The organism is Akkermansia sp. N21169 (assembly GCF_029854675.1).
Taxonomy (GTDB): domain Bacteria; phylum Verrucomicrobiota; class Verrucomicrobiia; order Verrucomicrobiales; family Akkermansiaceae; genus Akkermansia.
The window spans coordinates 42,694-68,619 of record NZ_JARWNC010000033.1; the positions used below are offsets into that span (position 1 = coordinate 42,694).

At 51.6% G+C, this 25,926-nt stretch carries 25 protein-coding genes; 20 read left to right on the top strand and 5 right to left on the bottom strand.

The window, feature by feature from the left end; translation table 11 throughout:
* The first annotated feature begins 5 nt into the window (after positions 1 to 5).
* From QET40_RS04125 to QET40_RS04185, 13 genes are all read left to right on the top strand, one after another.
* Positions 6 to 851, top strand: coding sequence for a hypothetical protein (locus tag QET40_RS04125; RefSeq protein ID WP_280125907.1), 846 nt, complete (start codon positions 6 to 8; stop codon positions 849 to 851).
* Positions 852 to 876: 25 nt separating this feature from the next.
* Positions 877 to 1,506: a hypothetical protein gene (locus QET40_RS04130; protein WP_280125908.1), complete on the top strand. Its 630-nt coding sequence runs from the start codon at positions 877 to 879 to the stop codon at positions 1,504 to 1,506.
* Between the two features lie 23 nt (positions 1,507 to 1,529).
* The gene (locus QET40_RS04135) at positions 1,530 to 2,537 is read left to right on the top strand and encodes a hypothetical protein (protein ID WP_280125909.1); all 1,008 of its coding nucleotides are present in this window, start codon (positions 1,530 to 1,532) and stop codon (positions 2,535 to 2,537) included.
* Positions 2,534 to 3,316 (top strand): hypothetical protein, encoded by a 783-nt coding sequence (locus QET40_RS04140; protein WP_280125910.1) that lies wholly within the window; start codon positions 2,534 to 2,536, stop codon positions 3,314 to 3,316. The genes QET40_RS04135 and QET40_RS04140 overlap by 4 nt, the downstream gene beginning before the upstream one ends.
* Before the next feature lie 24 nt (positions 3,317 to 3,340).
* Positions 3,341 to 3,793, top strand: a complete 453-nt coding sequence (locus QET40_RS04145) for a hypothetical protein (RefSeq protein WP_102727207.1) — start codon at positions 3,341 to 3,343, stop codon at positions 3,791 to 3,793.
* 48 nt (positions 3,794 to 3,841) lie between these two features.
* A complete protein-coding gene (locus QET40_RS04150) occupies positions 3,842 to 4,312 on the top strand; it encodes a hypothetical protein (RefSeq protein WP_102729304.1) in 471 nt (156 codons plus the stop codon).
* A gap of 30 nt (positions 4,313 to 4,342) precedes the next feature.
* Positions 4,343 to 4,576 (top strand): hypothetical protein, encoded by a 234-nt coding sequence (locus tag QET40_RS04155; RefSeq protein WP_102727209.1) that lies wholly within the window; start codon positions 4,343 to 4,345, stop codon positions 4,574 to 4,576.
* 2 nt (positions 4,577 to 4,578) lie between these two features.
* Positions 4,579 to 5,163: a putative peptidoglycan-binding domain-containing protein gene (locus QET40_RS04160; protein ID WP_280125911.1), complete on the top strand. Its 585-nt coding sequence runs from the start codon at positions 4,579 to 4,581 to the stop codon at positions 5,161 to 5,163.
* A 136-nt stretch (positions 5,164 to 5,299) separates the two neighbouring features.
* Positions 5,300 to 5,476: a hypothetical protein gene (locus tag QET40_RS04165; protein ID WP_280125912.1), complete on the top strand. Its 177-nt coding sequence runs from the start codon at positions 5,300 to 5,302 to the stop codon at positions 5,474 to 5,476.
* Positions 5,477 to 5,504: 28 nt separating this feature from the next.
* The gene (locus QET40_RS04170) at positions 5,505 to 7,172 is read left to right on the top strand and encodes a portal protein (protein WP_280125913.1); all 1,668 of its coding nucleotides are present in this window, start codon (positions 5,505 to 5,507) and stop codon (positions 7,170 to 7,172) included.
* A 35-nt stretch (positions 7,173 to 7,207) separates the two neighbouring features.
* Entirely contained in the window at positions 7,208 to 7,507 is a 300-nt protein-coding gene (locus QET40_RS04175; protein WP_280125914.1) for a hypothetical protein, read from the top strand.
* Positions 7,494 to 8,069, top strand: a complete 576-nt coding sequence (locus tag QET40_RS04180; RefSeq protein WP_280125915.1) for a DNA N-6-adenine-methyltransferase — start codon at positions 7,494 to 7,496, stop codon at positions 8,067 to 8,069. The genes QET40_RS04175 and QET40_RS04180 overlap by 14 nt, the downstream gene beginning before the upstream one ends.
* 37 nt (positions 8,070 to 8,106) lie before the next feature.
* Positions 8,107 to 8,910 carry a hypothetical protein gene (locus tag QET40_RS04185; protein WP_280125916.1) on the top strand — a complete coding sequence of 268 codons (804 nt, stop codon included), beginning with the start codon at positions 8,107 to 8,109 and terminating at the stop codon, positions 8,908 to 8,910.
* 127 nt (positions 8,911 to 9,037) lie between these two features.
* Here the strand turns inward: QET40_RS04185 and QET40_RS04190 are convergent, their stop codons facing one another.
* From QET40_RS04190 to QET40_RS04200, 3 genes are all read right to left on the bottom strand, one after another.
* Complete coding sequence (locus tag QET40_RS04190) at positions 9,038 to 10,819, bottom strand: hypothetical protein (protein WP_280125917.1); 1,782 nt, start codon at positions 10,817 to 10,819, stop codon at positions 9,038 to 9,040.
* 237 nt (positions 10,820 to 11,056) lie between these two features.
* A complete protein-coding gene (locus QET40_RS04195) occupies positions 11,057 to 12,166 on the bottom strand; it encodes a macro domain-containing protein (protein WP_280125918.1) in 1,110 nt (369 codons plus the stop codon).
* A 6-nt stretch (positions 12,167 to 12,172) separates the two neighbouring features.
* The gene (locus tag QET40_RS04200) at positions 12,173 to 14,458 is read right to left on the bottom strand and encodes an ankyrin repeat domain-containing protein (RefSeq protein WP_280125919.1); all 2,286 of its coding nucleotides are present in this window, start codon (positions 14,456 to 14,458) and stop codon (positions 12,173 to 12,175) included.
* Positions 14,459 to 14,563: 105 nt separating this feature from the next.
* Between QET40_RS04200 and QET40_RS04205 the strand changes: the two genes are divergently transcribed.
* From QET40_RS04205 to QET40_RS04225, 5 genes are all read left to right on the top strand, one after another.
* A complete protein-coding gene (locus QET40_RS04205) occupies positions 14,564 to 14,686 on the top strand; it encodes a hypothetical protein (protein WP_280125920.1) in 123 nt (40 codons plus the stop codon).
* 372 nt (positions 14,687 to 15,058) lie between these two features.
* On the top strand, positions 15,059 to 15,439 hold the full coding sequence (locus tag QET40_RS04210) for a hypothetical protein (RefSeq protein WP_280125921.1): 381 nt from the start codon (positions 15,059 to 15,061) through the stop codon (positions 15,437 to 15,439).
* A gap of 430 nt (positions 15,440 to 15,869) precedes the next feature.
* Positions 15,870 to 16,895 carry a hypothetical protein gene (locus tag QET40_RS04215; protein ID WP_280125922.1) on the top strand — a complete coding sequence of 342 codons (1,026 nt, stop codon included), beginning with the start codon at positions 15,870 to 15,872 and terminating at the stop codon, positions 16,893 to 16,895.
* 254 nt (positions 16,896 to 17,149) lie between these two features.
* Positions 17,150 to 20,938 (top strand): glycoside hydrolase family 2 TIM barrel-domain containing protein, encoded by a 3,789-nt coding sequence (locus QET40_RS04220; RefSeq protein WP_280125923.1) that lies wholly within the window; start codon positions 17,150 to 17,152, stop codon positions 20,936 to 20,938.
* Positions 20,939 to 21,107: 169 nt separating this feature from the next.
* Positions 21,108 to 21,587, top strand: coding sequence for a hypothetical protein (locus QET40_RS04225; protein ID WP_280125924.1), 480 nt, complete (start codon positions 21,108 to 21,110; stop codon positions 21,585 to 21,587).
* Between the two features lie 97 nt (positions 21,588 to 21,684).
* Here the strand turns inward: QET40_RS04225 and QET40_RS04230 are convergent, their stop codons facing one another.
* Positions 21,685 to 22,233 (bottom strand): MmcQ/YjbR family DNA-binding protein, encoded by a 549-nt coding sequence (locus tag QET40_RS04230; RefSeq protein ID WP_280125925.1) that lies wholly within the window; start codon positions 22,231 to 22,233, stop codon positions 21,685 to 21,687.
* A 385-nt stretch (positions 22,234 to 22,618) separates the two neighbouring features.
* On the opposite strand from QET40_RS04230, the gene QET40_RS04235 reads away from it, so the two are divergent.
* On the top strand, positions 22,619 to 23,125 hold the full coding sequence (locus QET40_RS04235; protein WP_280125926.1) for a hypothetical protein: 507 nt from the start codon (positions 22,619 to 22,621) through the stop codon (positions 23,123 to 23,125).
* Positions 23,126 to 23,220: 95 nt separating this feature from the next.
* On the opposite strand, the gene QET40_RS04240 is transcribed toward QET40_RS04235, so the two are convergent.
* The gene (locus QET40_RS04240) at positions 23,221 to 24,462 is read right to left on the bottom strand and encodes a 6-phosphofructokinase (protein ID WP_280125927.1); all 1,242 of its coding nucleotides are present in this window, start codon (positions 24,460 to 24,462) and stop codon (positions 23,221 to 23,223) included.
* Between the two features lie 411 nt (positions 24,463 to 24,873).
* Here QET40_RS04240 and QET40_RS04245 point away from each other — a divergent pair, with 411 nt between their 5' ends.
* Complete coding sequence (locus QET40_RS04245) at positions 24,874 to 25,911, top strand: transposase (protein ID WP_280125928.1); 1,038 nt, start codon at positions 24,874 to 24,876, stop codon at positions 25,909 to 25,911.
* Positions 25,912 to 25,926 lie beyond the last annotated feature (15 nt).

A 25,926-nucleotide genomic window follows, 5' to 3' on the forward strand; every position in this document is an offset into this window, starting at 1 on the left:
CTGCCATGCAAATAGCCACCATCCCCGGAGAAACCTATGCCGTTACGGTCACCTCTCCCTGTACGGTCTGTGCCGTCATGCCCAAATCCTCTCCCCTTCTTTTGATTACCATTGAGGACCCCGGCCAGTATCTCGTTGTGGCTCCCACCACAGCCCTGTACATCGACGACGATTCCGCCCTTGTCACCCGGTCTTTTAAGTCCGCCCCCGTGGGGATGTTTTCCCGCAAGGTTCCCTCCGGGGGCGCCATCGGCCAGGAATCCATCGAACTTTCCCTGGCTCCGGACGACCCCAGGGACAACCTCAACTCCTGCGGCTTCGCGTTCGCCGTGGAAGAAGCAGGCATTCTCCGCTCCATCGCCATTGAAGGCCGCACGGGCTACGAATTCCACAAAAATCCAGTGTGGATGAAGCTCTGGCGCGCCGTTCCGGGGGCGGTCCCGGTGTGGCTGGCCGTTTCCCTTAACTCCGTCATCCAGCAAAACGACGCCCTCAACACCTGGGACTTTGAAGAAGGAGTGCCGCTCCGTGCCGGAGACCGCCTCGTTGCCACCACCCACCGGGAGGAGGGGAAGGAGAGCCGGGAGTTTTCCGTGGACGGGACGGACGGCAAGCTTCTTGCCCGCGTGTGCGCCATCCCCGCCACAGAAGGTATCGGCTGTCTGGATGATTCCGGCAGCGTCGCCTGGAACTACCTTCCATCGGGAACCATCACCCTATCCAGGGAAGCCAACCTGGCGGATTACGCGCAGGTGGCCGTTCTTGATGAGTCCGTATTCGGCTCCACCCGCAAACGCCCCCAGACACTTTATGTCCTCCAGGCGGCCTCATCCCCTTCCAACTACCCGTAACCGCTAACCAAAACCATATAACACCATGGCTTCAACAACAAAACTCTATTTGGGCTCCACCCTCCTCGTGGACCTGACGGCCTTTGCCCTGGCAAGCAGCCTCACGGCTCACGCGAACAACGGTTCCATCCATGTGACTGACGGGGAGCGTTCTTCCTGGAACGCCAAGCTCGACGCTTCGGCCCTGGCTTCCTACGTCCAGTCAAGCACCCTCACAACCACCCTTGCCTCTTATGCCACGCAGGACTGGGTAACGCAACAAATCGCGGCAAAATCCCATATCCGCATCACGCCGGTGGAAACACTTCCCGCCGAAGGCGTACCGGATGTCATCTATCTGGTTCCCCCTGCCGGTGCGGGAGACTCCCATCTCCGGGAGCAATACGTCTACCTGAACGGAGAGTGGATCAAGGTGGGGGACACAGGAGTTTCCCTGGACGGCTACGCCACCGAGTCGTGGGTGAAGGGCCAGCTTGAACCCTACGCCAAATCTTCCGACGTGACGGACTCCATCGCCACGGCGAAGGAGGAAGCCGTTTCGGAGGCTGCCACCCATGCCGAGGGCATCTACGCCAAAATCACCTCCATCACTCAGAGCGCCTATAACGCCCTGGCGGCAAAGGACATTCACACCCTCTACGCCATTACCGACTAACGATACTTCCTTTCCCCCCTTCCATGATCCGTGAACTCAAACTGGGAGACATCCCCCTGCTGCAACTCGCCTCCGGCATCACCGCTTCGGAGCCGGGTCTCGTCTCCGGCCAGCAGGTTGTTTCCTATGTCGAGGGGAGGCTTTCCTCCCTCGGCACCGGAACATGGAATGGGGGCACCGTTTCCAACGCCACCACCTTTGACGCCCCTGTCTGCATCAACTACGGAAACTGGCTGACTTACGGCAACTCCTCTATCCCGTGGTCTTCCATCCCTGCCGCCGCCGCGCCCAGCAAGCGCCAGATTGAGAGCTACACAAGCGCGGCTGCTCTCGCGCGTCCGGCCACCGGCCAAATCGAACAGGTTCTCCACCTTACCGCCAGCGGTCCCGCCTGGACGGATCTTCAACCCTCCGGAAGCACATCTTCTGCCGGGCCCAGCGTTCACCAGAACAGTCTTTTTCTGCTTACGGACTGGCACAGGTCGGAGAGCCTGCCTCCCGGATGGTACAAAGTGGAACTCGTTCTTTTTGCTGCCAGGGCTGCCACGACTCTCGACTTGCTTGACTCGCAGGCCGTCCAGACGGGCCGCGTCAAAAACGTGATGGGCATGGCGTGGCACAACGAGTCCATCCCTTACCTTTCCCTGACGGGGACATCCTGGCTTGGCTACCAGGGCTCCCCGCAAGAGGGCATCTTCGCCTGCGTCCTTCAGATGAGCTTCTTGTATGAGCACATCCCGGGTGAGGCGGCATGGATAGGCTCCGGCCTGGTTGAGGGCAAGGCCGGATGGATAAACGGCTCCCTGCGCTACACCTCAATCCAGAAACCGGAGGAAGTACACAACGCCACTACCCTTCTTCCGGACGACCCTCCCACGGAACCGCCTACGGAAGGTCCTACCGATCCTCCTACGGAAGGCCCCACCGAAATACCTACGGAAATACCCTCGGAAGTACCCTCGGAAATGCCTTCGGAAATGCCGGAAGGCTTCTCCCATAATCTTCTTCACCCAGCCACTGACGCGCCATGATTTACCTGCATTATTTCACGTACCGCGGCCACGCCGACCTGCTGACCTGGACGTGCCGTGCCACCCTGGAAACTCTTGCCCATTCCCCTTATGTCCTTGGCAGGGATATTTCCATTGTTGTCGTTGACGATGCCAGCAATCCGTGTCCGGAAGCAGCCGTCTCGGAACTCAAGGCCATGGGTGCAACCTACCGCACCTCCACCTTTAAACGCAGAGGCAACCTCAACGGCCAGGACTGCATCATGGGGATTCTTTCCGAATTCAAACGCTCCATGCGCCGCAAAAAGGATATTGCCGTCAAGATGGACTGCGACACATTGCTCCTTGGCACCACCTGGCTGGAACAATTCGTGAAGGACAGCTCCGCCCTCGTCACCGGCGCGGATGACCGGGGGTGCATTTACGGCATGTGCTATGGGCTGAAAGCCGTCCTCATAGACGCCCTCATCGACCTCTTCACTCGCTGCCCCGTCGGGGACCGGTCTCAGGAAGACATCTACCTCGGCTACCGCGCCCGCAGGCTTGCCCAATCCCTTTCCGGGGACGGAAGCTTCCTGCCCATCCCCATCTGGCTCAACAGTCCGGACACTCCCGGCGACAACGGCCCCCACGGCCAGCTCATCATCTACAACTGGTCGCGCGGCCTGGACATCGCCCCTCTCTATACAGGCTTCCAAGTCATCAACGTCTGTAACGGCATGCACCAGGGCAAAACCGCCATGGCGGATGTACGGAAGCTGGTTGAGCGCCTCGTCTCCGGCAAATTCTCCGGTTCCTGATCCCATCTCCACCTGTCTTTGACCATGAAAATTGCGACGCTTACCGGCCACTCCTACGCCATTACCGCTTCCCGGCCCTGCACGGTTTCCGCCGTAGCGGGGGACGGTTCCCTCATCCCGCTGCTCTCCATCACCGTTCCCGGCCAGTACGTGCTGGTGGCCCCTTCCACCATGCTGGACATCAACGAGGATCACACTCTGGTGACTCCCATGAAGGGCCGCACCGGCATCACGGGGGGATTGCTCCAGGCCTCTCTGGGCATGCTGCAATCCCATTTTGAGGATAACTACATTCACGTCAACCGGGGAGACCGCAACAAATGGGACGACACGATCAGCTCACAGAATTTCGCCGACCATAAATACAACATGGACCTCCACCTCTATTCAGAAGAACACGCGTCCCTCAAGCAGCTCCTCGCAAACAAGGATGCCCTTCTGGCCCTCCTCAACCCGGACCAGACGCAAACGGCCTGACCTCTCCCTTTCCCCTTCTCCTGATTAACCCAAACCAAAAACAAAACCATGAATAATGCAACCAATACATGCAACCACACGGAAGAAATCGCCCACGCGATTTACAGCCAGCACCACAATGAACTCAATCCCGGCATTCCGCCGGACTGGGACGCCTTGCCTGAAGAAGAAAAACAGGCATGGCGCAAGGTTGCGGGCACCATCCTGCCCACGCTCGGGCAGCACGCCTTGGGCGACCTTCTGGCTTACGCCAAAAGGAAAATAAAAGAATCCTCCTCTACAGGGAAAAAAATCCTCTGGGGCCTTGTCAGCGCCGCCGTCCTGGCCGCCTTGAGCTGGCTGGCCTCCCTCGGGCTTACTTCCTGCGGTCACACGGTGGATATTTCCCAAGAAGGAGCCGCCATTTGCAAAGACGGAACCTGCCTGATCGTCAAGGACGGCCACGTCATCTTCAGGCCCGCGCCGGAAAAGGCTTCCCCCCGGGAGGAAGAAACTGCCGTCATCCGCCAGCAGAAATAATAACCTCCGAACCCAAATAACCGCCGCGATATGTGCCAGCCCTACGATTGGATCATCCGCCTCGTCAACACCCTCAAAGTCGTCTTTGCGACCAAGGACGGCGTGTTCGCTGTTCTTATTGCCGTGATGCTCGTGAGCATGGGCGTCCTCTACCACGACATGCGCCAGTACATGACCGAGCAAACCCGCGCCCAGGTGGAAACCGTCCGCGTGCTCACAGAACTCAAGGCGGAAATCTCCTCACTCAAACAAGCAGCCAAATAACCATGACCTCGACAGAACAAAAAATCGCAGCCCAGATCCTCTATCTGGAGGACAACCGCGCCACCGGGCCGGACTCGCTGCGCGTCACCCGCCTCCCCGCTGCCGACAAAGGCGGCGACTGGGAGATCTGCGGCATCTGCGACGGCATCGAACCCGCCGTATTCCGCCATCTCAAGTCCTTGCTTGACGCCGGGAAAAAGGAAGAAGCCTGGGAAGCCTCCCTCCAGTACGTACTGGATAATACGCAGGCCGTCCGCACCTGGCTCGGGGCGCAGGACTGCCCCGCCGTGGAATTCTTCCTGCGCGACTTCTTCTTCAATGCGGGGGTCAAATCCGCCTCGCTTGCCGTCCAGCGGGCCGTCAACGCCCGCAACGGCTCATTAAAGGAAGACGGCATCGCAGGCCCCGCCACGCGCTCCGCGGTCCAGGCGGCTCTCACCGCCAATGGGGAAACCGTCATGCTGATGCTCCTCCATCGTTTCCGTGAACAGCACTACCGTTCCTGCAAGCAATGGGACGCCTTCGGCAAAGGCTGGATCAACCGCCTGGACGCCGCCGCGAGCTTCGCTGCCGGTCTTCTCCGCTAACCATATTCCCACCGACACCCGCCATGGCTACCGGAGCTCTCATCGCTGGCACTCTCGCCTCCATCGGTTCGTCTTTCTACCAACAAAAAAGGCGGCTAAGGAACAAAAGCAGGCGGCGGAAGCCATGGCCTCGGCCATGGAAAAACAACCCACCGTCCAGGCTGCGGACATAGCCGCCCAGCAAACGCAGGACACCCGGGAACAAAGCGAGCAGGCCGTCAACGTGGCGGCTAAACGCCGCTTCTCGCTAAACCGCACCGTCAATCCCTCCGCCGCGTCCTCCCTGATGGGAGGGCGCAAGACGCTGGGCTGATATACCACCAAGCATTCCCTGCACCCTCATGGTCCGTCCCAATACACGCCTTGCCACCCGCTACATCGACACAGCAGAAGCCCTCCTTGGCGACATGAAGGGGTACAGCGGAGACTGGGACTGGCTGCGCAAGCACATCATGCCCCGCACCCAGGCCGGGGCGGACCGTGAGGAACGACCGTCCCTCACCGCCAAGCGGCTGCATTCCACTGTCGCTATCAAATCCCTGCGCATCCTGACGGGTGCGCACATCATGTACATTACCCCGTCCAACCAGCGCTGGTTCTCCCTTCAGAGCGGGCTTCGCGACAAGGAGAAATCCTCACGCGTGGACGAATGGTTTGCGGAATCCACGGAAATCATGTTTGCGGAGCTGGGACGCTCCAACTTCTACACGGAAATCCATGAAACATTTTTAGACCGCTGCCTGACGGGAACCGGGTGCCTCTTCTGTGATACTTTGCCGGATGGCCGGTTGAACTTCCGGCATATACCCTCCGGTACGTATGCCATCGCGGAGGGGGAAAACGGCCAGGTCAACACGCTCGTGCGCCAGTTCAAGCTGACGCCCCACCAGGCGGCGGAAAAGTTCGGCTACAAAAAACTCCCGGAAAGCGTCCGCAAGGACTTTGACGACCCCCGGAAGCGTTTCACCGTGCGGCATGAATTCCTCCACTTGGTCTTCCCCCGGCAGAACTGCGACTTCGGGCATGATCTCGTGAATGCCAAGCGCATGAAATGGGCCTCCGTCTACCTCGCCTGGGGAGCGGAAAAACAAGTCATCCGGGAGGAGGGCTACAACGAATTTCCTTTTCTTGTTACTCGTTTTTTGCGCTATGGCGACGGCCCCTACGGCTACGCTCCCGGCCTGGATGTCATGGAAGAAATCACTGCTACCCTCAAGCTGGAACGCGTCATGGACGTACTGGCGGAAGTGGCCGCTTTCCCGCGGATTATTCAACTGGCCGAACAGGTCGGGGAAGTAGACTTGCGGGCAGGGGGCGTCACCACCGTCAAGGCGCAGGCGGCCCGTGAAAAACTCCCCCGCGAATGGGCTACTTCGGGCCGTTACGATGTCGGCAAAGACCGCATTGCCGACAAGGAGGAAAAAATCCGGGAGGCCTTCTTTGTGGACATGCTGATGCCTCTAGCCAACGTGGATCGGCAGATGACGGCAACCGAGATTAACGCCCGCCAGGAAGAACGCGTCCTCTCCTTTTCCCCCTCCCTGACCCTCTTTATCAGCGACTGCAATGTTCTCATGCACCGCATCTTCTCCATCCTGTTCAGGCAGGGCAAATTCCCCAAGGACGACGTGCCCGCGGAACTCATCGTGCCGGACATGGGAGGGAGTGAAAACTATGAAATTGAAATCCCCAACGTCCAGTACCTCGGGCGCATCTCACAAGCCATCGCCAACGCCCAGCAGCAGGGACTCGAATACTTCATGCAGGTGGCTTTGAACTACACGCAGATTACCAAAGACACCTCGATGATCGAATACGTCAATCCGAGAAAATTCGCGCAATTCCTCTACGAGCGCACCGGGGCTCCCACCAGTTGCCGCCGCACCGCCCGGGAACTTTTCGAGCTCGACAAGCAGAAGGAGCGGGACGCCGAGATGCAGCGCAAGCTGGCTGCCGCAGAGGGCGCTCGGAATCTTGTCGGAGCCCAGAAAGACCTGGCTCCCGCCTGACGCCCCGGCACACGCGCGCGACATTCCATTTTCTTATGCAACCCATAGAACAACACATAACAACCGAACAGGAGCTGGCCTACAAACGCTATGTAGAACGCCGCCGTTCCCACCTGGCCTGCCAGATTACGCCGGAAACCCTCGCCTACATGGAGGAGGAGTTCCAAACGGGACTTCCATGCTACCAGACCCGCGATCCCATGACCGGCCAAACGCTCAAGCCCGATCCCATCCTCGCCGCCATCCGGGACGGACAGAGGGAAGTCGTCCTTTGGCTGCGGCGTGAAATCGCCCTGGGCCTCCAAGCCGCGGAACAAAACGATGAAGACGCCTGAATCCAACTCCAATCCCATGCTGAACTTCAACACCAACACCATCAACAAAGACGAATGGCTGACCCCTCCCTGGCTTCTCTCCAGGCTCGGTTCCTTCGATCTTGATCCCTGCGCGCCTGTCAACAGGCCCTGGCCCACCGCCTCCCGCCACTATACCGTTCTGGACGACGGCCTTTCCCGGCCCTGGAAGGGCCGCATCTGGCTGAATCCTCCCTACGGCAGGGAAACCTTCCGCTGGATGGACAGGCTCGCCACCCATGACGGGGGCGGCATGGCACTCGTCTTTGCCCGGACGGAGACGAGCGGATTCGCCCGCTCCGTCTGGAACCGTGCGGAATACGTCTTCTTCTTCCACGGCAGGCTTCGTTTCTGGACGGTGGAGGGGAAAGAGGCCGACGCGGCCAACGCCCCTTCCTGCCTGGTTGCCTACCGCAGGGAAGAACGCCCCTTTCTGGCCGCCTTGCAGCAGGAGGGGAAAGGAATTCTTGTAGAACGTGCCCGTCCCTGCCTGATGTCTCTGGCAACCGATACTTTGTTCCAATACCAGCCTTTGGCTGCCTGACCACCACTTCCAACCAACAAAAATAACAACAACAAACATGAACACCACATTATTCAATCCATTCATGCGCATCTGCCGCGCCGCCGCTGAAGAAACGCCGAAGGGGGGCGGACCTCCCGCCCCCCAGCAGCCGGAAGACACGCCTCCGGCCCAGCCGCCCGCTCCCGGAGAAGAACAGGCTCCGCCCAATCCGGACAATCCGGGGGAGGCCGCTACGGAATCCGGCGAGGTTGACTTCTCCCTGGATGCTCCACCTCCGGACGGAAAAGAGCAACCCGGGGACGAAACTGAACCAGGCGATCCGGAGGACAGCAAAGAGCCGGAAAAACCCTATGAACTCGAATTACCAGATGATCTGGACGTAACGGACGACTTCAAGTCTACCCTCAAGGAACACGCCAAGGCTTCCGGTCTGGAAGGCAAGGCGGCGGGGAAATTCGTTTCCGGCGTCATCAAATCCATGCAGGAGGCGGAACAGGCCAACATTGCCGCCACCACCAAAGAACTCCGGGAAAACTGGGGCAAAAATTTCAACGCCAACATGAAATCGGTGAAGGAATTTGCGGGCAAGCTCAAACAAAAGTCCGGCCTCACCACGGAGGACCTGACCCCCCTTCAGTCGCCCAAGGGCTACCGCCTTCTCTACGCCTTGATGAAATCCGTAGGGGAAGACGCCTTCGTTTCCGGAAAGGAAGCACAGCCGGAAGACCCGCAGAAGGAGGCACAACGAATGCTGACCGATCCGTCTCACCGCTACTTCCGAGCCATCCAGGACCCCACCGACCCCCTCTTCAAGGAAGCCAACCAGGAGTACAACCGCCTTGTCGGCTACCCCTCCTGATACAGGGAAAAATCATTTCTTCATGACGTTGACTGCCCTTATATCTAGAAAATCTTGGAGCGGCAAAACAGTATATGACAGCCAACGTCTAGGGAGATACCAACGGCAAGAATTATAATATATTGAATTATTTAACCACTTCTTTCCCGAAAACTCTTACTCGGTCAACAAGCTGAAACCAATACACCCCACCTAAACCGTCTACGTTACAATTATTAATGGACCATTTGACCGCTTCTTCATAAAAGGGTAAATTGTTACCTGAATACATTCTCCGAACGAAATCAATCGTTTTCTCTCGCTTCCCATTATTATCGAGAGCGTTAACTACTGCATTCTCAACTGATACTGCAATAGCCTCCAAGATTAGCAGACGCATTCTTTCTTCTTCCTCAGTGAGGTGAAAATCACCTTTATCGATTTCCTCTTTCAACAGTAAAGCAATCGCCTTCTCATCCTTTCTTCTATCCGTCACTGTATTAATGTTAACTGGAGCATTGCTGGCTACACGCAAACGCAATTTTTTATCCAATAAATCCAAATACTGGACATCACTCAGATAACGTAAAACGATTCCATGTCCAAAAAGCTCGTGAGCAAATTTTGCTACTCTCTCATTGTGCGTTCGAATACCGTCTCCAAAAAATCCATAATTGATAGACAACAGCCACAGATCTTTCTTGTTTTTATCGACCACCTTTTCCAAAACCATTATGTTTGCAGCATTCTGTTCATTCTCCTCGCTCAAAGTACCCAAACTATCTGTCCCAAAAAGGCAAACCTGTAATGACCGACGCATTTCCTCTTGCTGCCGTTTGGAAAATACTCCCTGAATATCCGTGTCACTCTTGATGAGGGCATTCCAAGCCTTATCAATATAGAAAGCTAAAAACTCTTTCTTTTGTAATTCACTCAAGGCATTGATTTCACATGCAATTTCCCAGTTTTTCTTTTTATTTATCATCGCAACGAATTGCTCGACACCATTTGAAAAAGCGCTATTATCTCTCCTATAATCAGACATATCTACCAATGAAATACGGCTTAATTTCATTGCGATTTTATCCAGAACAGATTGGTCACTGGGAGATAAAGTTGGATTAACTTCAATATTGGGTAAAGATAAACAATCCTCTTTTGAAATAACCTGAAAAGCATTTTCCGTCAAATCGTTGTCTTTCAAAAATTTAGAAAGTGCCATGTTCCTTTCCTCATACTCAAATGGCTTGCGAGATTTCATAATATGGGCAACGAGCGTGCTTAGCTCATTATAAATATCATCCAATCTTCCTGAATGAATCCTTGCATATCTCAAAGCCTGAGTATAAGTTATTCCTTCCCTCAATCCTTGTTCTACTTTTAGGCCGGATAGATACCGATCATATTGTCTCCATTCATCTTGAGCCTTGGTAGCAAGTCCCTCATTGATAATATTAAGTTCTACGAGTATCTTCTGCAAATTTTTTTCCACTTCAGGAGTAACGTTGTATTGCTCAACAAAGGCCTTTAATCGAGGTGCTCGATATAATGTATACAAAGGATATTTTTTCATGAATGCAGCATGAGCTTGCTCGTGCCGGACAGTTGATAGTAATTTCTTCTTTTTTTCAGTGTCCTTGATCGTCTCATAGTAACTATTTCCATATTCTTTACTGACAAAAATTTTCCCCAGATAAGGAGAAAATGTCACTACTAGCTCTGAACCAATTATTCGTATATCAAGTTTTGGCCCCTCAACAAATAAAGCTCTCGGAGGATTATAATTATTATCATTTTTATAAATATTCGGGTCTAGTTCGTTCGGCTCATTATCCATCCCACGGAGCTCCTTTTCTCCATCCGCATAACATAAGAGCGGAATTGTCACACTCAAAAAGAGCAAAAAAATATTTTTTAATATATTTATCATAATTAAAATCAATTAGTATAATATTTAACGGAATTATTTCCTTTAGTCTTGTGGAAATCGCTCTCTTTGTTTTACTTTTTCCGAATTCTTGATGAACAGCGCCAGCCTTTCATTGTTGCCATCCAAATTCCCTCGATGACTGATAAAAACGGCCTTACAAGATTACCCTATATAGTTCCGATATTTAATAAACAAACGCAACGTTTCTTTTCTCTCGTAGCTTTTTACCAATATCAGTTATCCCCGCAGCGCGTAAGTCAGAAATCGTGCAGCTTCCCACAATTTGATTTTCCGGGAAACAAGCTCTTCAGCTGGAATACAGATATTAATTCCAAAATTGGGGTTTGCATTGTCTGAAAAGGCTTTCCTATAGGAAAAAACGATTGACCAGAGAACTCCGTAAGCATGTTCCCGTAGTCCCGAATAACCTTTTCCCAAAAAAGGCATGCAAACATGCTGGGCGTTAGTTTCTGGCGTTTTGGCAATGACACGCCAGACAGACTTTAAACACTCGATCAGCATTTCCAAGGAAGATTCCGCACTCGGAGATTCTTCAGGATGATACAGTGTATTGCATAACAAAAACGCATAACGCCTGCTCTCATCCTCGCCTCCCGACTTTTCCGGCAGCCTCAGCGCGATGACCGTACCTTCAGGGAACAGAGCGCCGTCGGCATAGGAATCATACCGGGAAGGCGCTAGCTCTGGCCTCTCCTTAAAATGTGGGCTGTATGCGCTTTTGAGTGGAACAGAATTCTTGTCGATTTCTTTTATTCCGCCCTGTCCAGAAGGGCAAAACACCTTTGTCTCCTCCGACTGGTAACAGGCTACGAACAAATCCCAGTCAAAATAAAGAGGATTCTTCCTCAACTTTTCTTCAGAACTTTTCTTATCATCTCGATTCTCTTCCGGTCCTCCTTTAAAATAACAATGCATGAACTGTCCCATCAGATTCGGCCTCTTGTGCTTGCTCCCATCCATCGTAAGAGTACCTCCTGCTATATTGTTCCTGTTGTAGGAGAGAATAAGATCCCCCGGCTGGTCGAAAATAGACGAAGTACTGAAAATAACTTTCCCGTTAAGCGGATGCTCATCCCTCATGGGAATCGGGATAACCAGGGAAGACGGAAGCCACCTTAGCCAAAGTGCCGCCACCCAGGGCAGCAGAAATATACTTACAGGTAAAACAAGATAAGCGAGAGGCAACGGAAGCGCGGAAAACAAATTAAGCTGAGGAAGCCCCAGAAGGGTATAATACACCCCTACAAAAAACATGGCCCACGGCAATGGCGAACCTGTACGGATCCCGTACACGAATTTTTCTTTGAGTATTCTTAATTTTTTCATGTTATTTTAATGTTTTTCCTTCTTCAGTTGTAAACCGCTTTTAGCCCCTGCCTTTAAAAGTATTTTCCTGATCTGTTCGTTTTTAGCTAAGTCCAATGCCGACTTTCCTTCCTTATTCATCAGATTCAATTCCGCCCTTTCGTCAATAAGTGTTTGTATAGACTCCAGCGCGCCGGTAGTAACAGCATACATAAGGGCTGTGCACCCATCAGAATCGACATGATCAATCATCTCCTTCTTTCGATCATTCGCTGCATCCAGTAACAATTTGATTATCTCTGGTTGATTCGCTCCTGCAACAATTGAAAGGAGCATGAGATCAAAGAGACTTTCCCCCAATTTATAGTGTTTGAAAACATCTGCTCCATTTTGAATGAGGTATTTTGCCACCTTGTTATCCTTTTTATTCAAAGATAGACTTAAGGCGGAACAATTGTTGGCAGACAACATGTTCACGTATTCTACTTTTCTTTCCCCTGCTGCTTCGACAAGAAATTGGACAATATCTAGATGGAGTCCTTTGGCCGCCTCCATTAATATAGTAAAGTTTGCATCGCCATTTGAAGTAGTTCGTTTTTGGAAAATATTGGCTCCGTTTAGCACGAGATATTGCGCTACATCCATATGCCTTGCGCCCAAAGCTAAAACCAGTGCATTTACGTCGTTCAAAGTTGACCTATTAATATACTCCGTTTTTTTCTCCCCTGCTGCTTCGACAAGAAATTGTACTGCCTTCAGATTTCCAGCCTGAGCAAACTCCATAAGTATAGTTCTTCCGGTTGATTTTTCCTTGTTAAAAATGTCCGCACCATTTTGTACGAGGAATTCGGCTATTTCCATATTTCCCCCCCCCAATGCCAATACCAGCGCATTAGCATTATTTGAAGCCGACATATTAATATACTCCAATTTTCGCTCTCCCGCCGCCTTGATTAAAAACTGAACTGCATCAGGCTTGTTACAGCTGACAGCCTCCATAAGTATACTCCAATTGCTTACACCTCCCGGAATGGTTACAGTTTTAAAAATGTCCGCACCATTTTGAACGAGCAATTCGGCTATCTCCATATTTCCCACCCCCAATGCCAATGCCAGCGCATTAGCATTATTTGAAGCCGACATATTAATATACTCCAATTTTCGCTCTCCCGCCGCCTTGATTAAAAACTGAACTGCATCAGGCTTGTTACACCTGACAGCCTCCATAAGTATACTCCAATTGCTTACACCTCCCGGAATGGTTACAGTTTTAAAAATATCCGCTCCGCTCTCAATAATATATTTAGCAACATCAATATTTGACCAAAACAAGGCTTTACTCAAAGCGGTCTGATTATTGAAAGATATGTAATTTATATATTCGTTTTTCTTTTTTTCTGAACATTCGACAAGCAATTTCACAAGATCAAGATCATTGATTTCACAGGCAAGCATTAGAGGAGTATATCCTAAATCATCTATCGAAAAAAAATCACCATGTTGTTCTTTGATGAGGTAAGCAGCTATTCCACTAAATCCGTAAGAAATGGCGTCACATATCGTGTTAGATGAGTTATCGTGATAACTCAATCTATTTATAAGGTTATTGAGTATCTTGCTTTCTTTACGAAAACGTTTCTCGTTCACGGAACGGACAACCAATTCTTTTGCCTCTTCCCAAGAGTGTACAGGCTTCTTAATATCCAACGGTTCCGGCCAGTAAAACCAAGTAAAAAAGGCTGTAAGAAGTATTAAAAGGATAGTGATAGACAGCCTGAATTTATGTTGACGGTTTAAATAAGCGGAGTACTCGGCAATTGTTAAGGCGTCGCTCTTTCTCTGACGCAAATCTTTCCAGAATTCTTTTTCCTTTTCCAGAATTTGACGGACGCCATCCTCCATTCTTTCAGAATCGAGCACGATCCATTGGTAATCCTTGACTTTGGCGATACTGACCGGAATATTTTCGGGCCAGACGAAGTTCGGGGCAAAGCAAATGGGAATAATGAGCTGATAATCTCTGGATTTATTTTCATTGCGCAACAAAACATGCTCAAGCCCCTTTCGAATCAGATCATCCTCCTGTGAACACCTGTCAAAGAAAGTCGGAGATACCAGCAAAAGAATCGTATTGGAATGCGTGTATGCCTGTCTGAGCTTCTTTTTAAATTCTCCCAGGGGAGCCCTTTCAACATCGTGATAAACGCTCTTCTCAAATGAAGATAACGTTTCATAGAGAAGCCGGGATTCCCTGGCATACTCCTCACGCCTGTACGAGATAAAGAAATCATACAACCGACTTTGTGCGCACATATGACTAAATACTATCCCATCCTCTCGTTAGAAACAAGGAGAAAAGGGTTTGTTCCCATTCCCCTGACAATTATTTTGACGCAACGTTCATTCCCAAGAGTCAATATGAAATGGGTAAAGGAATGTGCAGGCAAACTCATGCAAAAATCTGGTCTCACGGCAGAAGACCTGACTCCTTTTCAGTCGCCCAAAGGCTACTACCTCCTGCACGCCCTGATCAATCTGTGAGAGAAGATGCCTCGTGTCAGGAAAAGAAGCACGAGTGGAAGACCGCAAAGGAAAGCCCAGCGCATGCTACCGTCCCGTTTCACCGCTACTTCCGGGTCATTCAGGAACCGTCCGATCCCCTCTTTCAGTAAGCCAATCGAGAATACAATCGCCTTGTGGGTTACTCGCAATAAACCAGAGAAAAACACGCAAATTCCCGCTTGCTTGTTTCCTTTCCGGTAACCTTGGAGAAGGGATTTTGATATCTTTTTCCTGAAACGGACCGACAAAAGACTTACCTTCCATGAAACGGCATGGTAACATTTTCCTGTGACATCGCCTACCATTTCTGCTTCTAACAATGAGCCACGGGACTTGAAGCCGGAAACGGACTTGGAAATAGAGCGTTTGATGAAAGCTTTCGTTCCATATGTCCGGGAAGAACAGGAACGCCGCCATCCGGAATGGGCTTCCCTAGTGGCGAAAGTCAAAAAGGCAACGTCCCTCCTCAAGCACTACGAAAACCGCACGACTTGGAGCGGCCTTGGCGTCGTGGAATATGCGGACTGGTGTTTTTACCCGGAAGAGAACGGGGACATTTGCCGCCTGTCGGTCCATGCGGACTTGCTCCCGGCCCGCACACCATCAGACCGGGCTTACCATAACAAGATGCTTCAAGAGCTACAAGAAATTCTTCATCCTCTCCAGTACACCATGAGCCAGGAAGAACACACCCTCGCCATCCTGATTCCCCTTTCTGAAAACTTACCGTAACAAGGTTAAATGAAGCCTATGTAGCATCGGCTATTGCATCATCACTGTCCATGTTATCTTTTTCAGTTGTACAAAGTTGCAAACATGACACTTTTTCTGCTTTTACTTGGACGTAAAAGCATGCTATACATTATAAATCACGTGCACAACATAACTATCTGGTAATCAAGGCTAATATTCCCATCATCCGCTCCATTTTTCTTTTGGGTTCTTTGTAACACCTTGATTTTATAAGGTATTTTCCGTTTCTGGATGATGTCATTCAAAAAATCGGGAGAAGACTATATGAAGAGGCCGCCGGCACGGCTGTAGGTTTTAGATTTCGATTCTGACGTAGAGCCTAAAAACAGACGAAATATTATGCCTTCGAACTATTCTTGAACAGGAGTGCGACTTTCTTCCTCCAATCTGTATCCAATTACAGTAAAATATGTTTGAACCAGCAGAAATCCAACTGAACACCTACGGCAAACCGGCCCGTATCCTATTTCTGGCTCCTTACGCCCCCGATGCTCCGGACTTTTCTGAGAAACCCTATACGGGCAACGGGGGATACCCCCGTTACCACTACAATATTTACAAAGCACTCCAGGAGATCGGTTACGATGTTACATCCTCTTCCAAACCGTACTCCGTCCAATGTGCCAAAGGCAATGTTGACTATGTCTTTTCACTAATGAACAGATTTCCCATGGCTAATCCGGAAATTTTCATTTCTTCCTACTGCGAATTCATCCAAATGCCCTATCTCGGAGCCCCTCCCAACATCCGGGCCATTGCAGAGGACAAGTTGCTTACCAAATACGTATTCCACTCTCTGGGGCTTCATATGCCTCAGGGAATCGGTCTTTCGCCCAACAAACCCATTCCGGATCATGAACCGTTCCCCGGTCCCTATTTCATCAAAAAGAGATTCGGTGCCGCCTCGGGAGGGATCCGCTCCGACAGTATTTGCGAGACATGGCAGGCAGCCGTTTCCTGTGCAGAACGACTCCTTGCCGAAGGGCATGAAGTCCTTGCTGAGCAATACTGTCCCGGCATTGACGTCACCGTTCCCGTCCTGGGAGGGAAACGCCCTGTCATTCTGGGATTCGTACAACCCAAATCAGACAAACCGGGAAACATCATTACGGAAGATTTGAAACTCCACGACCACCTGGGTTACCAGCTTGTACCTGTCGACAACATGCAGGAGGATATCATCCGTGACATTAACACGATCTGGGACAATCTCGGCCCCATGGACTACTTCCGTGTCGATTACCGCATCGATTTTGAATCAGGGAAACGCCGCATTCTGGAAATGAATATCTGTTGCCACTTGGGAAAAACCGGCTCCATCTGCCTCGCTGCCGCCCAACACGGACGAACCCAGGCGGATGTGCTGAAATACATCCTCGCCTACAGTATGAAACGGCAAAGCCAACTGCCCCAATACGGTACATGGCTCCTGTAAGAGCCTTCGTATCCTTTTCCTCAAACCGATATCTTTCGGACATTTTTTATCCAATTCATGCCGGTTTCACCAGTCATTCCTCTCCGTTTATGAACTGCCACAAACGGAGTTGGGACAGAAATAAATTTCTTCTCCAAGAATTGTACAAAGAGGCGTCTTGCCCTGCCGATTGAGTTCTGATAGAAAGAACAGGCTATCCGGCTCCGTATATCTAGCTGATGCCGCCAATAGCTGCATTTCCAAATCTGATAATTATGACTACGACAAAAAACTGGCTTCTGTCCTGCACCGTTTTTGCCGCCTGTTCTCTGGCGCCTGCATGGGCAACCCCGGTCGTCCCCGGTGACGACAGCGCTCCCACCGGTCTTGAATGGGAACAAGAACAAAATCTTCACCTGAACAAAGAGGCTCCCACAGCTACCTTCTCCAGTTTCAGCGATCTGAATTCGGCACTGAAAATCCTCCCCGAAAACAGTAAATGGTGGAAATCCCTGAACGGTCAATGGAAGTTCAACTGGTCCAAAGACCCGCAAAGCCGTCCTGTCGGTTTCTTCCTGCCCGACTACGACATCAGCAACTGGAAGGAAATCAAAGTTCCTGCATCCTGGCAAACCCAGGGTTACGGTACTCCGATTTACTCCAACCAGCCCTATCCCTTTGAGCGGGATTGGCCCTACGTAACCAAAGAACCCCGCAATAAAAAATACACATCCTTCGAGGCACGCAACCCCGTCGGATCCTACCGCCGCACCTTCGAAGTTCCCGCCGGCTGGAATGGACGGGAAGTTTACATACAGTTCGACGGAGTCGATTCCTTCTTCTATCTGTGGATCAACGGTAAATACGTCGGATTCTCCAAGGACTCCCGCAACCCGGCCCGTTTCGATATCAGCCCCTACCTGCAGGAAGGCGAAAACACAGTGGCCGTGGAAGTATATCGACATTCCGACGGAGCCTATCTGGAATGCCAGGACATGTTCCGTCTTTCGGGGATTTTCCGCACAGTGTCCATCTTCTCCCTGCCCAAAGTCCACATTCGCGATTTCTTCATCCACACCAACCCCGTGGAACCGAACAGCTGGGCTCTTCTCCCCGTGGATCCCGTCAACCCCGGAAAGGTAGATGGCGATTGGCGTCTCCTTGCCGACATTGATGTCCGCAATCTCTTCCCCCGCCACAAGAATCTGGAAGGCTACTCCGTCGCCATGAACCTTTACACGGAAGACGGTAAACTTGTCGATCCCGTCAAGCCTAAAGATGCGCCCTACGACGGAGTCATGCAGAAACCTCTCCGCCTCACCGGCATGAAAGACTTCAAGACTTCTCTCATGGGCATCTACTCCAAGCCCAAACTTTGGTCTGCCGAAACGCCCAATCTTTACACGCTCGTCATCGAACTGAAAGACAAGGCCGGCAAGACTGTAGAAATGGTTTCCTCCCAGGTTGGTTTCCGCAACGTAACTATCAAAGACAGCGTCTTCCTCGTCAACGGACAGCCCGTGAAGGTCAAAGGCGTCAACCGCCACGAAAATAATCCTTCTACCGGCCACTTCGTCTCCCGTGAACAAATGGAACAAGAAGTTGCCATGATGAAGAGGGCCAACATCAACCATGTTCGCTGTTCCCACTACCCTGTCGATCCGTACTTCTATTACCTCTGCAACAAGTACGGCATCTACGTTCAGGATGAAGCCAACATCGAATCGCACGGCTACTATTACGGCAAGGAATCCCTCTCCCATCCGCTGGAATGGATGCCCGCTCATGTCGAACGAGTCATGGCCATGGTGGAACGCAACAAGAACAACCCCAGCGTTGTCATGTGGTCCCTCGGCAACGAGGCCGGTCCGGGTCGTAACTTCCAGGTCGCCGAAAAAACAATCAAAGCCCGTGATCTGTCCCGTCCCACCCATTACGAACGTAACAACGAAATCGTTGATCTCGGTTCCAACCAGTATCCCTCCGTCGGATGGACGCAAGGCATGGCAGCCAACAAGAATTATCCCAAGCCCTTCTACATTTCCGAATATGCCCACAACATGATGAATGCCATGGGGGATCTCGCAGACTATTGGGAAGCCATCGAGTCCTCCGACCGCATTATGGGCGGCGCCATCTGGGACTGGATCGACCAGGGAATCTACAAGACCCTGCCGAACGGCGAAAAAATGCTGTGCTACGGAGGCGACTTCAACGATCACCCCAACAGCGGTCAGTTCGTCTTTAACGGTACCATCCTGGCAGACTTGACTCCGGAACCCGGTTATTTTGAAGTCAAGCACGTTTACCAGAACATCAAAGCCGGCCTCAAAGACGGCAAGGTAACGATCTTCAACAAGAATTTCTTCAAAGACCTCTCCGATTACGATGTTATCTGGACGCTCAACCGCGACGGCAAGGAAATCGCCAAAGGCATGCTCCACCTACCCAAAGTCGGCCCACGCCAGACGGTGGAAATCCCGGCCGATTTCCTTCCGGAACAGGAAAACGGAGCCGAATACAGCCTCCGCATCGGCTTCCATCTCAACAAGGACATGCCGTGGGCGAAGAAAGGTTACGAACTGGCCTTCGACCAGATCGACCTCCCCACGGTTGGAGAAAAAGCCATGTTCAAGGCTCCGGAGGGTCCATTGAGCCTCAGTGCCGACAAGCAGGTCATTTCCGGCAGCAACTTCTCCGTCAGCTTTGATCCTAAAACGGGAGAACTGGCCCAGTACACCGTCAACGGACAGCCCCTGCTGAAACAGCCGATGGTCGTCAACGCCGTCCGTTGCGCCTCCAGCAATGAACCCGGTGTCCTCGCCAAGAGCATGGATCACGGCCTCCGCGATCTGAAACACGAACTCATCAGCAGCGAAATCACCAGCAACGGCAAGAGCATTACCATCAAGCAGTCCATCAAGGTCAGCGGCAAACAGTCCGAAAGCCTCAACGACTTCGGAGGAAACAATACGACCATCACCCCGAACAAGAAGAAGCTCAACGATGCCAACACCCATTTCATCAACAATCTGGAATGGACCGTGTACGCAGACGGTACAGTCACCTGCCAGTCCGTCCTGCTGCCTCGCGGCGCCATGCTGGACCTTCTGCGCCTAGGGTATGAAATCCAGCTTCCCTCCAACCTGTCCAACATCACCTACTATGGACGAGGCCCGGAAGAAAACTACGCAGACCGCAAAACCGGCATGCCCCTTGGACAGTACAAAACGACCGCTCAAGCTTCGTTCTTCCCCTATGGCCGTCCACAGGATACGGGCAACCATGAAGACACGCGCTGGGTTGCCCTGACCAACGACAAGGGAGAAGGTCTGCTCTTCGGATCCCTTGACGCGCCATTCGCCTTCTCGGCCATTCCCTACACTACCACGGATCTCATCCTGGCCAACCATCCCGTCCAACTGCCTAAGAATACGGACAAAACCGTTCTCGTCCTTTCGGCAGCTACCCGCGGACTTGGAGGTGCCTCATGCGGTCCGGGTCCGATGGAGCGCGATATCATCAAGGCCAACAAGCCCTATAAGCTGGACTTCTCCATCCGCCCCATCACGGCTCAAAGTACTCTGGAAACCATCCGTATCCCTGCCGCGAATCTGGATATGAGCATGAATACACGGACTGACAAGTACGCGATCAAGAGCGTATCCAGCCAGGAACTGGGAGAAGCCGACGCCGAATTCGCCATCGACGGAGATCCCTCCACCTTCTGGCATTCGGAATACAACAAGACAGTGACAAAACATCCCCACGTCCTCGAAATCGACCTCGGCAAGGAACGTGAATTCAGCGGTATCACCTGCCTTCCCCGTCAGGACGGCAGTGCCAACGGCCGCGTCGCCGACTACAGCATTGAGACCAGTGCCGACGGTAAAACATGGCAGCAGGCCGCCAAGGGCAAGTTCCCGAACTCGGACGAATTGCAAATCGTCAACTTCGACAAGCCTGTCAAGGCACGCTACTTCCGCTTCACCGCTCTCAGCGAGGTCGGAGGAAACGACTATGCCTCCATGGCCGAACTGGACATCATTCCCGTCAAAAAATAATCCCGTTTCACCCCGCCGGCATGTCCCTGCCGGCGGGGTCTTGATACCAGTCTCCCAACTTATCCATAAGAAAGGCTGCAAATTCACTCCCCTCCCTTTCAAAAATCATTGACGTCTCCATGATGCATGGTAGATTGTAACGACAAATCACTTTTAGCTCACTCCACGTATGATCAAGATTCTCTCTCTATTGACTGCTGTCTGTGCCTCGCTCTTCCTTGTGACCGGTTGCGGAGGCAACGGTAGCGACAGATCCACGGACAACGCCCTTCCCGCAGGGACGACACTGTCTATTGTCCTCGGAGCCGCCGACACCGTGGATCCCATGGACTCCAATGATCTTGAATACCTTTTAGGAACTGCTGCCCGTTCTATTATTCTTATGGCTGGCGAAGGGATGACTTCTACCATTACCGTTGATGGCGAAGCTACCCAAGGAGCCGTGTATATGATTAACGGCAATCTTCAGGAAGGCTTATTTGATCTTAGCTGCAGATGGTACACAGCCACCGGGTTCCCACGTAGCGTCCAGATGTTCGGAATCCATTTGAAAAGAGGTCAGATCAACGGAACATTCGATTATTGGAATAGCTCTGACTCAGACCATCAATTCCGCGGGACCAAGGGTACAATCAACTACGTCAACTAAATTACCCTGTTTCATTTTTCCAGGAGCTGTCTTGCCACGGTTTTATAACCGGAGTAAGACAGCTTCTTCTTTTTATATACAGTAAATTACCGAGCACTCATTTCCGGACAAGCCGGTAACTGGTTTCGAGACGTGTCGTTAGTTCATCGAAAGGAATGGACCCATCAAGACAGAAAGTGGCCCAGTTTTTCTTGTTCATGTGATAACCAGGAAAACGGCTGCGATTATCCACAAGATGCTCAAGATCATTAGGACAAACTCGCAAATTGAGAATCTCGACTCGCTCCTCAGAGTCACCGGTCAACTTGAAACGAGGAACAACCAGCAAAGCGGCATACCATTTCTTCTTGTCACGGCGGCGTACAATGGCATTTTCCGGAAACTTTCTCCATAAGAACTCAAGCTCGTCCCCATATGTATTCCGTATATGATCAATGATGCGCAGAGTCATGTCTTCTTTAAAAGCATCCGGCACGAAGCAGCACTCAGCTACATGCCATAACTCTTCCTCATATTCCTGGCGGAGTTTCCTGCCCAGATACGATCTTGGCGTTCCTTGAGAATCAAGCATTCGCTCATACTCTTCTCCATGAACGCTATGCACCGTCACATGAACAGAACCGTCCGTACAGATTTCAAATTCCATGGATAGAGCACCGTTCAACAATCCCGCCCGATACAGGAAACCCCTTTTTCCCCGGACACAGCCGAAAGGAAGCAAGCGTTCCTCACAAATTTTTCTGTTCTTAAAAACGCGTTCGAGAACCTTTTCCTGCCAACTTTTTTGAGGAGAGAAACGAAAAAACATGAGAAAAATAAACTTAGAGCCTTTCTTGATCCATAACTTACAACCGCTTTATGATAAATCCCCCCGGAAACGGATCAAGTGAAAATAAATCATTCCTCTCATCCGAAATCGGTGACATAAATCCATTCATCTTACACAAAAACAATCGTCGATGCCGCTTCCTCAAATGACGGGAATAGAAATTCAATTCCTCCCCACAACATTATATCAAACGACATCAGGCATGAAGAAGCAATTTAAATTAATGTCGCTGAGCACCCTAGCCTGCATCTGCACACTGGGCAGCCTTTACGTTTCCCAAGAAGCCCAGGGGGCATTCAGCATCGCCGTCGGAGGCACCTTCGGGAGAGGAGCCGCCGTTTCCTTCCAATACGACCCCGCCGGTTTTCCTATATGGGGCTACACTCCTTCCGGTTTCCCCATCTATGCCTATTCTCCCGCCGGTGTTCCCATTATTGTCATGAATGGTATTTACAGTGGTTGCTATGTTCCTACCTGGGGACCAGCCCCCTGCTATCGCGGTCGTTACTTCTGGCCTGCCGGAGTTTACAGGCGTCCCTATTGCCCGCCTCCAGTCCATCGCCATGGTCCACCACCTCCTCCTGTCCACCGTCCATGTCCTCCTCCGCCTCCCCCAAGCTATCGTCCCTTCCCGCCACGTCCGCATGGTCCGGCTATTCGCCCGGGATTCTCCCCCGGTTACAACCGGGGGCATTATCACGGCAGATAAAACAAACAAGTTGTTTTAATTAAAAAACGAAACGGGCCGTCCTATTTCCCGAAAGGGAAAAGACAGCCCGTTTTTCCTTGCAAATTATCCGCGGTTCAACATGAAGCCTGAACCTTCTTCAGACGCACGAACCTTGGCAATGAGTTCTCCTTTTCCATCAAGGTTTCACCCTGAATCAGAGGAAGAACATAATCGATGAACGGTGCCTCCACCCCGTTACCTTCCGAATTGATCCACTCGCGCGGCACCAATTTTTCCACGTTAGCCACATCGCCCAGATCCACCAATTTGATACGGCAATGATACATACCATCCATCATCTCTCTCTCAAAGGCTATCATCTTGTCGGTATGTCCCAGCACAGCCATTTCGACGGCAGTCCTGCCAGCCATGTAAGCTTCTTCAATATCAGTCTTCGAAGCAACATGAGAGGCGCACCTCTGGAGAAGGGAAAGCTCAATCCCACGTACTTTGAACCCCAATTCCCGTCTGACGATCTCCGCAAGCATGGCACTCAAGCCGCCCAACTGCGTATGCCCGAACACATCCGTACCACCCACGCCGGCGTCAGCAATGAAACGCCCAGAGGAATCATGGATCCCTTCCGAAACAGCCACCATACACTTTCCCTTGCGCCCGTAAACTTCAGAGACATCTGCCAGGAACCTGTCTAGATGGAAATCCACCTCGGGCAAATACACCAGATCGGGGCCCGCTCCGGCATATGTTGCCAACGCTGCGGAACCGGCCAGCCAGCCGGCGTGCCTCCCCATGATTTCCACAATCGTCACACGCCCCTTGTCGTACACTTGCAAATCCTGATGAATCTCCATGCAGGACGTCGCAATAAATTTAGCCGCAGATCCGAAGCCGGGACAGTGGTCCGTGCCGAATAAATCATTGTCAATCGTCTTGGGAATACCGATCACTCGGCATTCGTACCCCGACTTCTGAAGAAACTTTGACACCTTGTTGCAGGTATCCATGGAATCATTTCCCCCATTGTAGAAGAAATACCGGACATCGTACTTGCGGAACACTTCTAACAGACGCTTATAATCCGTATCATCATCCAGGAAATGGCTCATCTTGTACCGGCAGGAACCCAGCGCGGACGCGGGCGTATACTTCATGTGCTCCAACTCCGAAGGATCCTCATAAGACATGTCGTACAGCCGTTCGTCAAGCACGCCCTCAATACCGTTGGCAGCCCCGAGCACCCGGGTAATCCGGTCATTGGCAAGGCCAGCCTGAATAACGCCCAGAGCACTGGCGTTGATAACAGCAGTGGGACCACCCGACTGTCCGATGATGCATGTGCCTTTCAATTCGTTCATGGAAATGTTGTATGGATTGGGAATAAGAAAACAAGGCCTACCCGTTATTACCTGATCGCTGCTGCTATTTCAATATTATTGTCCGCTCTTCCTTCAAGGAATCCCGCCGGCGATCATCGTTCTACTTTGTAAAGACCCTTTGAATTTTCATATCACCCGAAACAATTTGAACATAGGAACTTCCGGTACAGACGACATCTTCTCCCCACAAAACCAGGAGGTAAGCAATATTTCCTACCGGCAAGAGCATCCTCCCGGGCAACAGCGCAACAGACAAAAATCTCCCCCGATTCCAAACCTGTCAAACAAAGGCAGATGAAATAACTGTCAGAAAAAAATAACAAATTCGTCTTCCATTGGGGTCAGATCAAAAATCAAAAATAAAATCTTGAGTTTTCAACTGGCACCTCCATGATAGCCAGCATGAGCAGGCCGTTGAGAATCGAATATCCCGGAGCAGTTTATCATGTGCAATGCCAGGGGAACAGGAACAGTGATATCTTTCTGGACGACGAGGATAGAGAGCTGTTTCTGAAAACCTTTCGCGAAGCCTCAGAAAGATGCAACTGGACGGTTTATGCCTACGCTTTGATGAATAACCACTATCACATCCTATTCCGCACGGAGCAGGCCAACTTGGTCGACGGCATGAAATGGCTTCAGACAACCTATACAGTACGTTTTAATAAAAAGCACGGTTTCCAGGGACATGTTTTTGCCGGGCGATACAAATCCATGCTGGTCGAAGCGGACAATGCCCACTACTTCTCGACGATCATCGATTACATCCACCTGAATCCTGCACGATCCGGCTTGGTACGCCGCCAGACCTTCTTTTCCGGAAGTCGCTGGACCAGCCTGCACGAATGGCTGGCGGCACCGGAAAAACGCGCACAGTGGATCCATCCGGAACGCGGCCTGGGAGTCTTCGGCTGTACGGATACCTCCCAGGGACGGGAAAAATACCTGGATCATCTTCTAGGGAGGTACGAGGCGGAACTCATGGACGAGCGAGCCCTGCTCCCGGTCGGACACGTCGGCCCCGGTACCGTACAGCGAGGCTGGTGCTATGGCTCCAGCACTTTCCGAAAACGTATCGTCGATGCTATGCACGGGTTGACCAAACGCCTCTCGGGAGCTCCCGGAAGCATGAGCGGGGAAATTGGAGAACTCGTTGCCGAGCGTATCGTCGTTCGAGGGCTGCGCGCCTTCGGGTTGACGGAGGAAGAGCTCCTGACAACTCCCTATAGCCATTCCTCCAAACTCATCATCGCCCTGGCTGTCCGCAAGTCAACCATGGTTCCCTATGCCTGGATTGCCAACCGGTTGCACATGGGACTCCCTCGGTCATTGGGCACTCTTTTGTTCCGAGCCAAGCAAATGGAGGAAAATGACCGCAAAATCCATGCATGGATTGAAAAAATCACTGAAGACTACTCCAGTCAATAACCCCCTCCCCTATTT

Coding starts and splice junctions, on each gene's coding strand:
- QET40_RS04220 (WP_280125923.1), top strand. CDS start 17,150: ATGACTACGACAAAAAACTGGCTTCTGTCCTGCACCGTTTTTGCCGCC.
- QET40_RS04245 (WP_280125928.1), top strand. CDS start 24,874: ATGATAGCCAGCATGAGCAGGCCGTTGAGAATCGAATATCCCGGAGCA.
- QET40_RS04230 (WP_280125925.1), bottom strand. CDS start 22,233: ATGGAATTTGAAATCTGTACGGACGGTTCTGTTCATGTGACGGTGCAT.
- QET40_RS04190 (WP_280125917.1), bottom strand. CDS start 10,819: ATGATAAATATATTAAAAAATATTTTTTTGCTCTTTTTGAGTGTGACA.
- QET40_RS04225 (WP_280125924.1), top strand. CDS start 21,108: ATGATCAAGATTCTCTCTCTATTGACTGCTGTCTGTGCCTCGCTCTTC.
- QET40_RS04185 (WP_280125916.1), top strand. CDS start 8,107: ATGAACACCACATTATTCAATCCATTCATGCGCATCTGCCGCGCCGCC.
- QET40_RS04135 (WP_280125909.1), top strand. CDS start 1,530: ATGATCCGTGAACTCAAACTGGGAGACATCCCCCTGCTGCAACTCGCC.
- QET40_RS04130 (WP_280125908.1), top strand. CDS start 877: ATGGCTTCAACAACAAAACTCTATTTGGGCTCCACCCTCCTCGTGGAC.
- QET40_RS04240 (WP_280125927.1), bottom strand. CDS start 24,462: ATGAACGAATTGAAAGGCACATGCATCATCGGACAGTCGGGTGGTCCC.
- QET40_RS04200 (WP_280125919.1), bottom strand. CDS start 14,458: ATGTGCGCACAAAGTCGGTTGTATGATTTCTTTATCTCGTACAGGCGT.
- QET40_RS04150 (WP_102729304.1), top strand. CDS start 3,842: ATGAATAATGCAACCAATACATGCAACCACACGGAAGAAATCGCCCAC.
- QET40_RS04140 (WP_280125910.1), top strand. CDS start 2,534: ATGATTTACCTGCATTATTTCACGTACCGCGGCCACGCCGACCTGCTG.
- QET40_RS04180 (WP_280125915.1), top strand. CDS start 7,494: ATGAAGACGCCTGAATCCAACTCCAATCCCATGCTGAACTTCAACACC.
- QET40_RS04155 (WP_102727209.1), top strand. CDS start 4,343: ATGTGCCAGCCCTACGATTGGATCATCCGCCTCGTCAACACCCTCAAA.
- QET40_RS04160 (WP_280125911.1), top strand. CDS start 4,579: ATGACCTCGACAGAACAAAAAATCGCAGCCCAGATCCTCTATCTGGAG.
- QET40_RS04175 (WP_280125914.1), top strand. CDS start 7,208: ATGCAACCCATAGAACAACACATAACAACCGAACAGGAGCTGGCCTAC.
- QET40_RS04195 (WP_280125918.1), bottom strand. CDS start 12,166: ATGAAAAAATTAAGAATACTCAAAGAAAAATTCGTGTACGGGATCCGT.
- QET40_RS04145 (WP_102727207.1), top strand. CDS start 3,341: ATGAAAATTGCGACGCTTACCGGCCACTCCTACGCCATTACCGCTTCC.
- QET40_RS04235 (WP_280125926.1), top strand. CDS start 22,619: ATGAAGAAGCAATTTAAATTAATGTCGCTGAGCACCCTAGCCTGCATC.
- QET40_RS04215 (WP_280125922.1), top strand. CDS start 15,870: ATGTTTGAACCAGCAGAAATCCAACTGAACACCTACGGCAAACCGGCC.
- QET40_RS04165 (WP_280125912.1), top strand. CDS start 5,300: ATGGAAAAACAACCCACCGTCCAGGCTGCGGACATAGCCGCCCAGCAA.
- QET40_RS04125 (WP_280125907.1), top strand. CDS start 6: ATGCAAATAGCCACCATCCCCGGAGAAACCTATGCCGTTACGGTCACC.
- QET40_RS04170 (WP_280125913.1), top strand. CDS start 5,505: ATGGTCCGTCCCAATACACGCCTTGCCACCCGCTACATCGACACAGCA.
- QET40_RS04205 (WP_280125920.1), top strand. CDS start 14,564: ATGAAATGGGTAAAGGAATGTGCAGGCAAACTCATGCAAAAATCTGGT.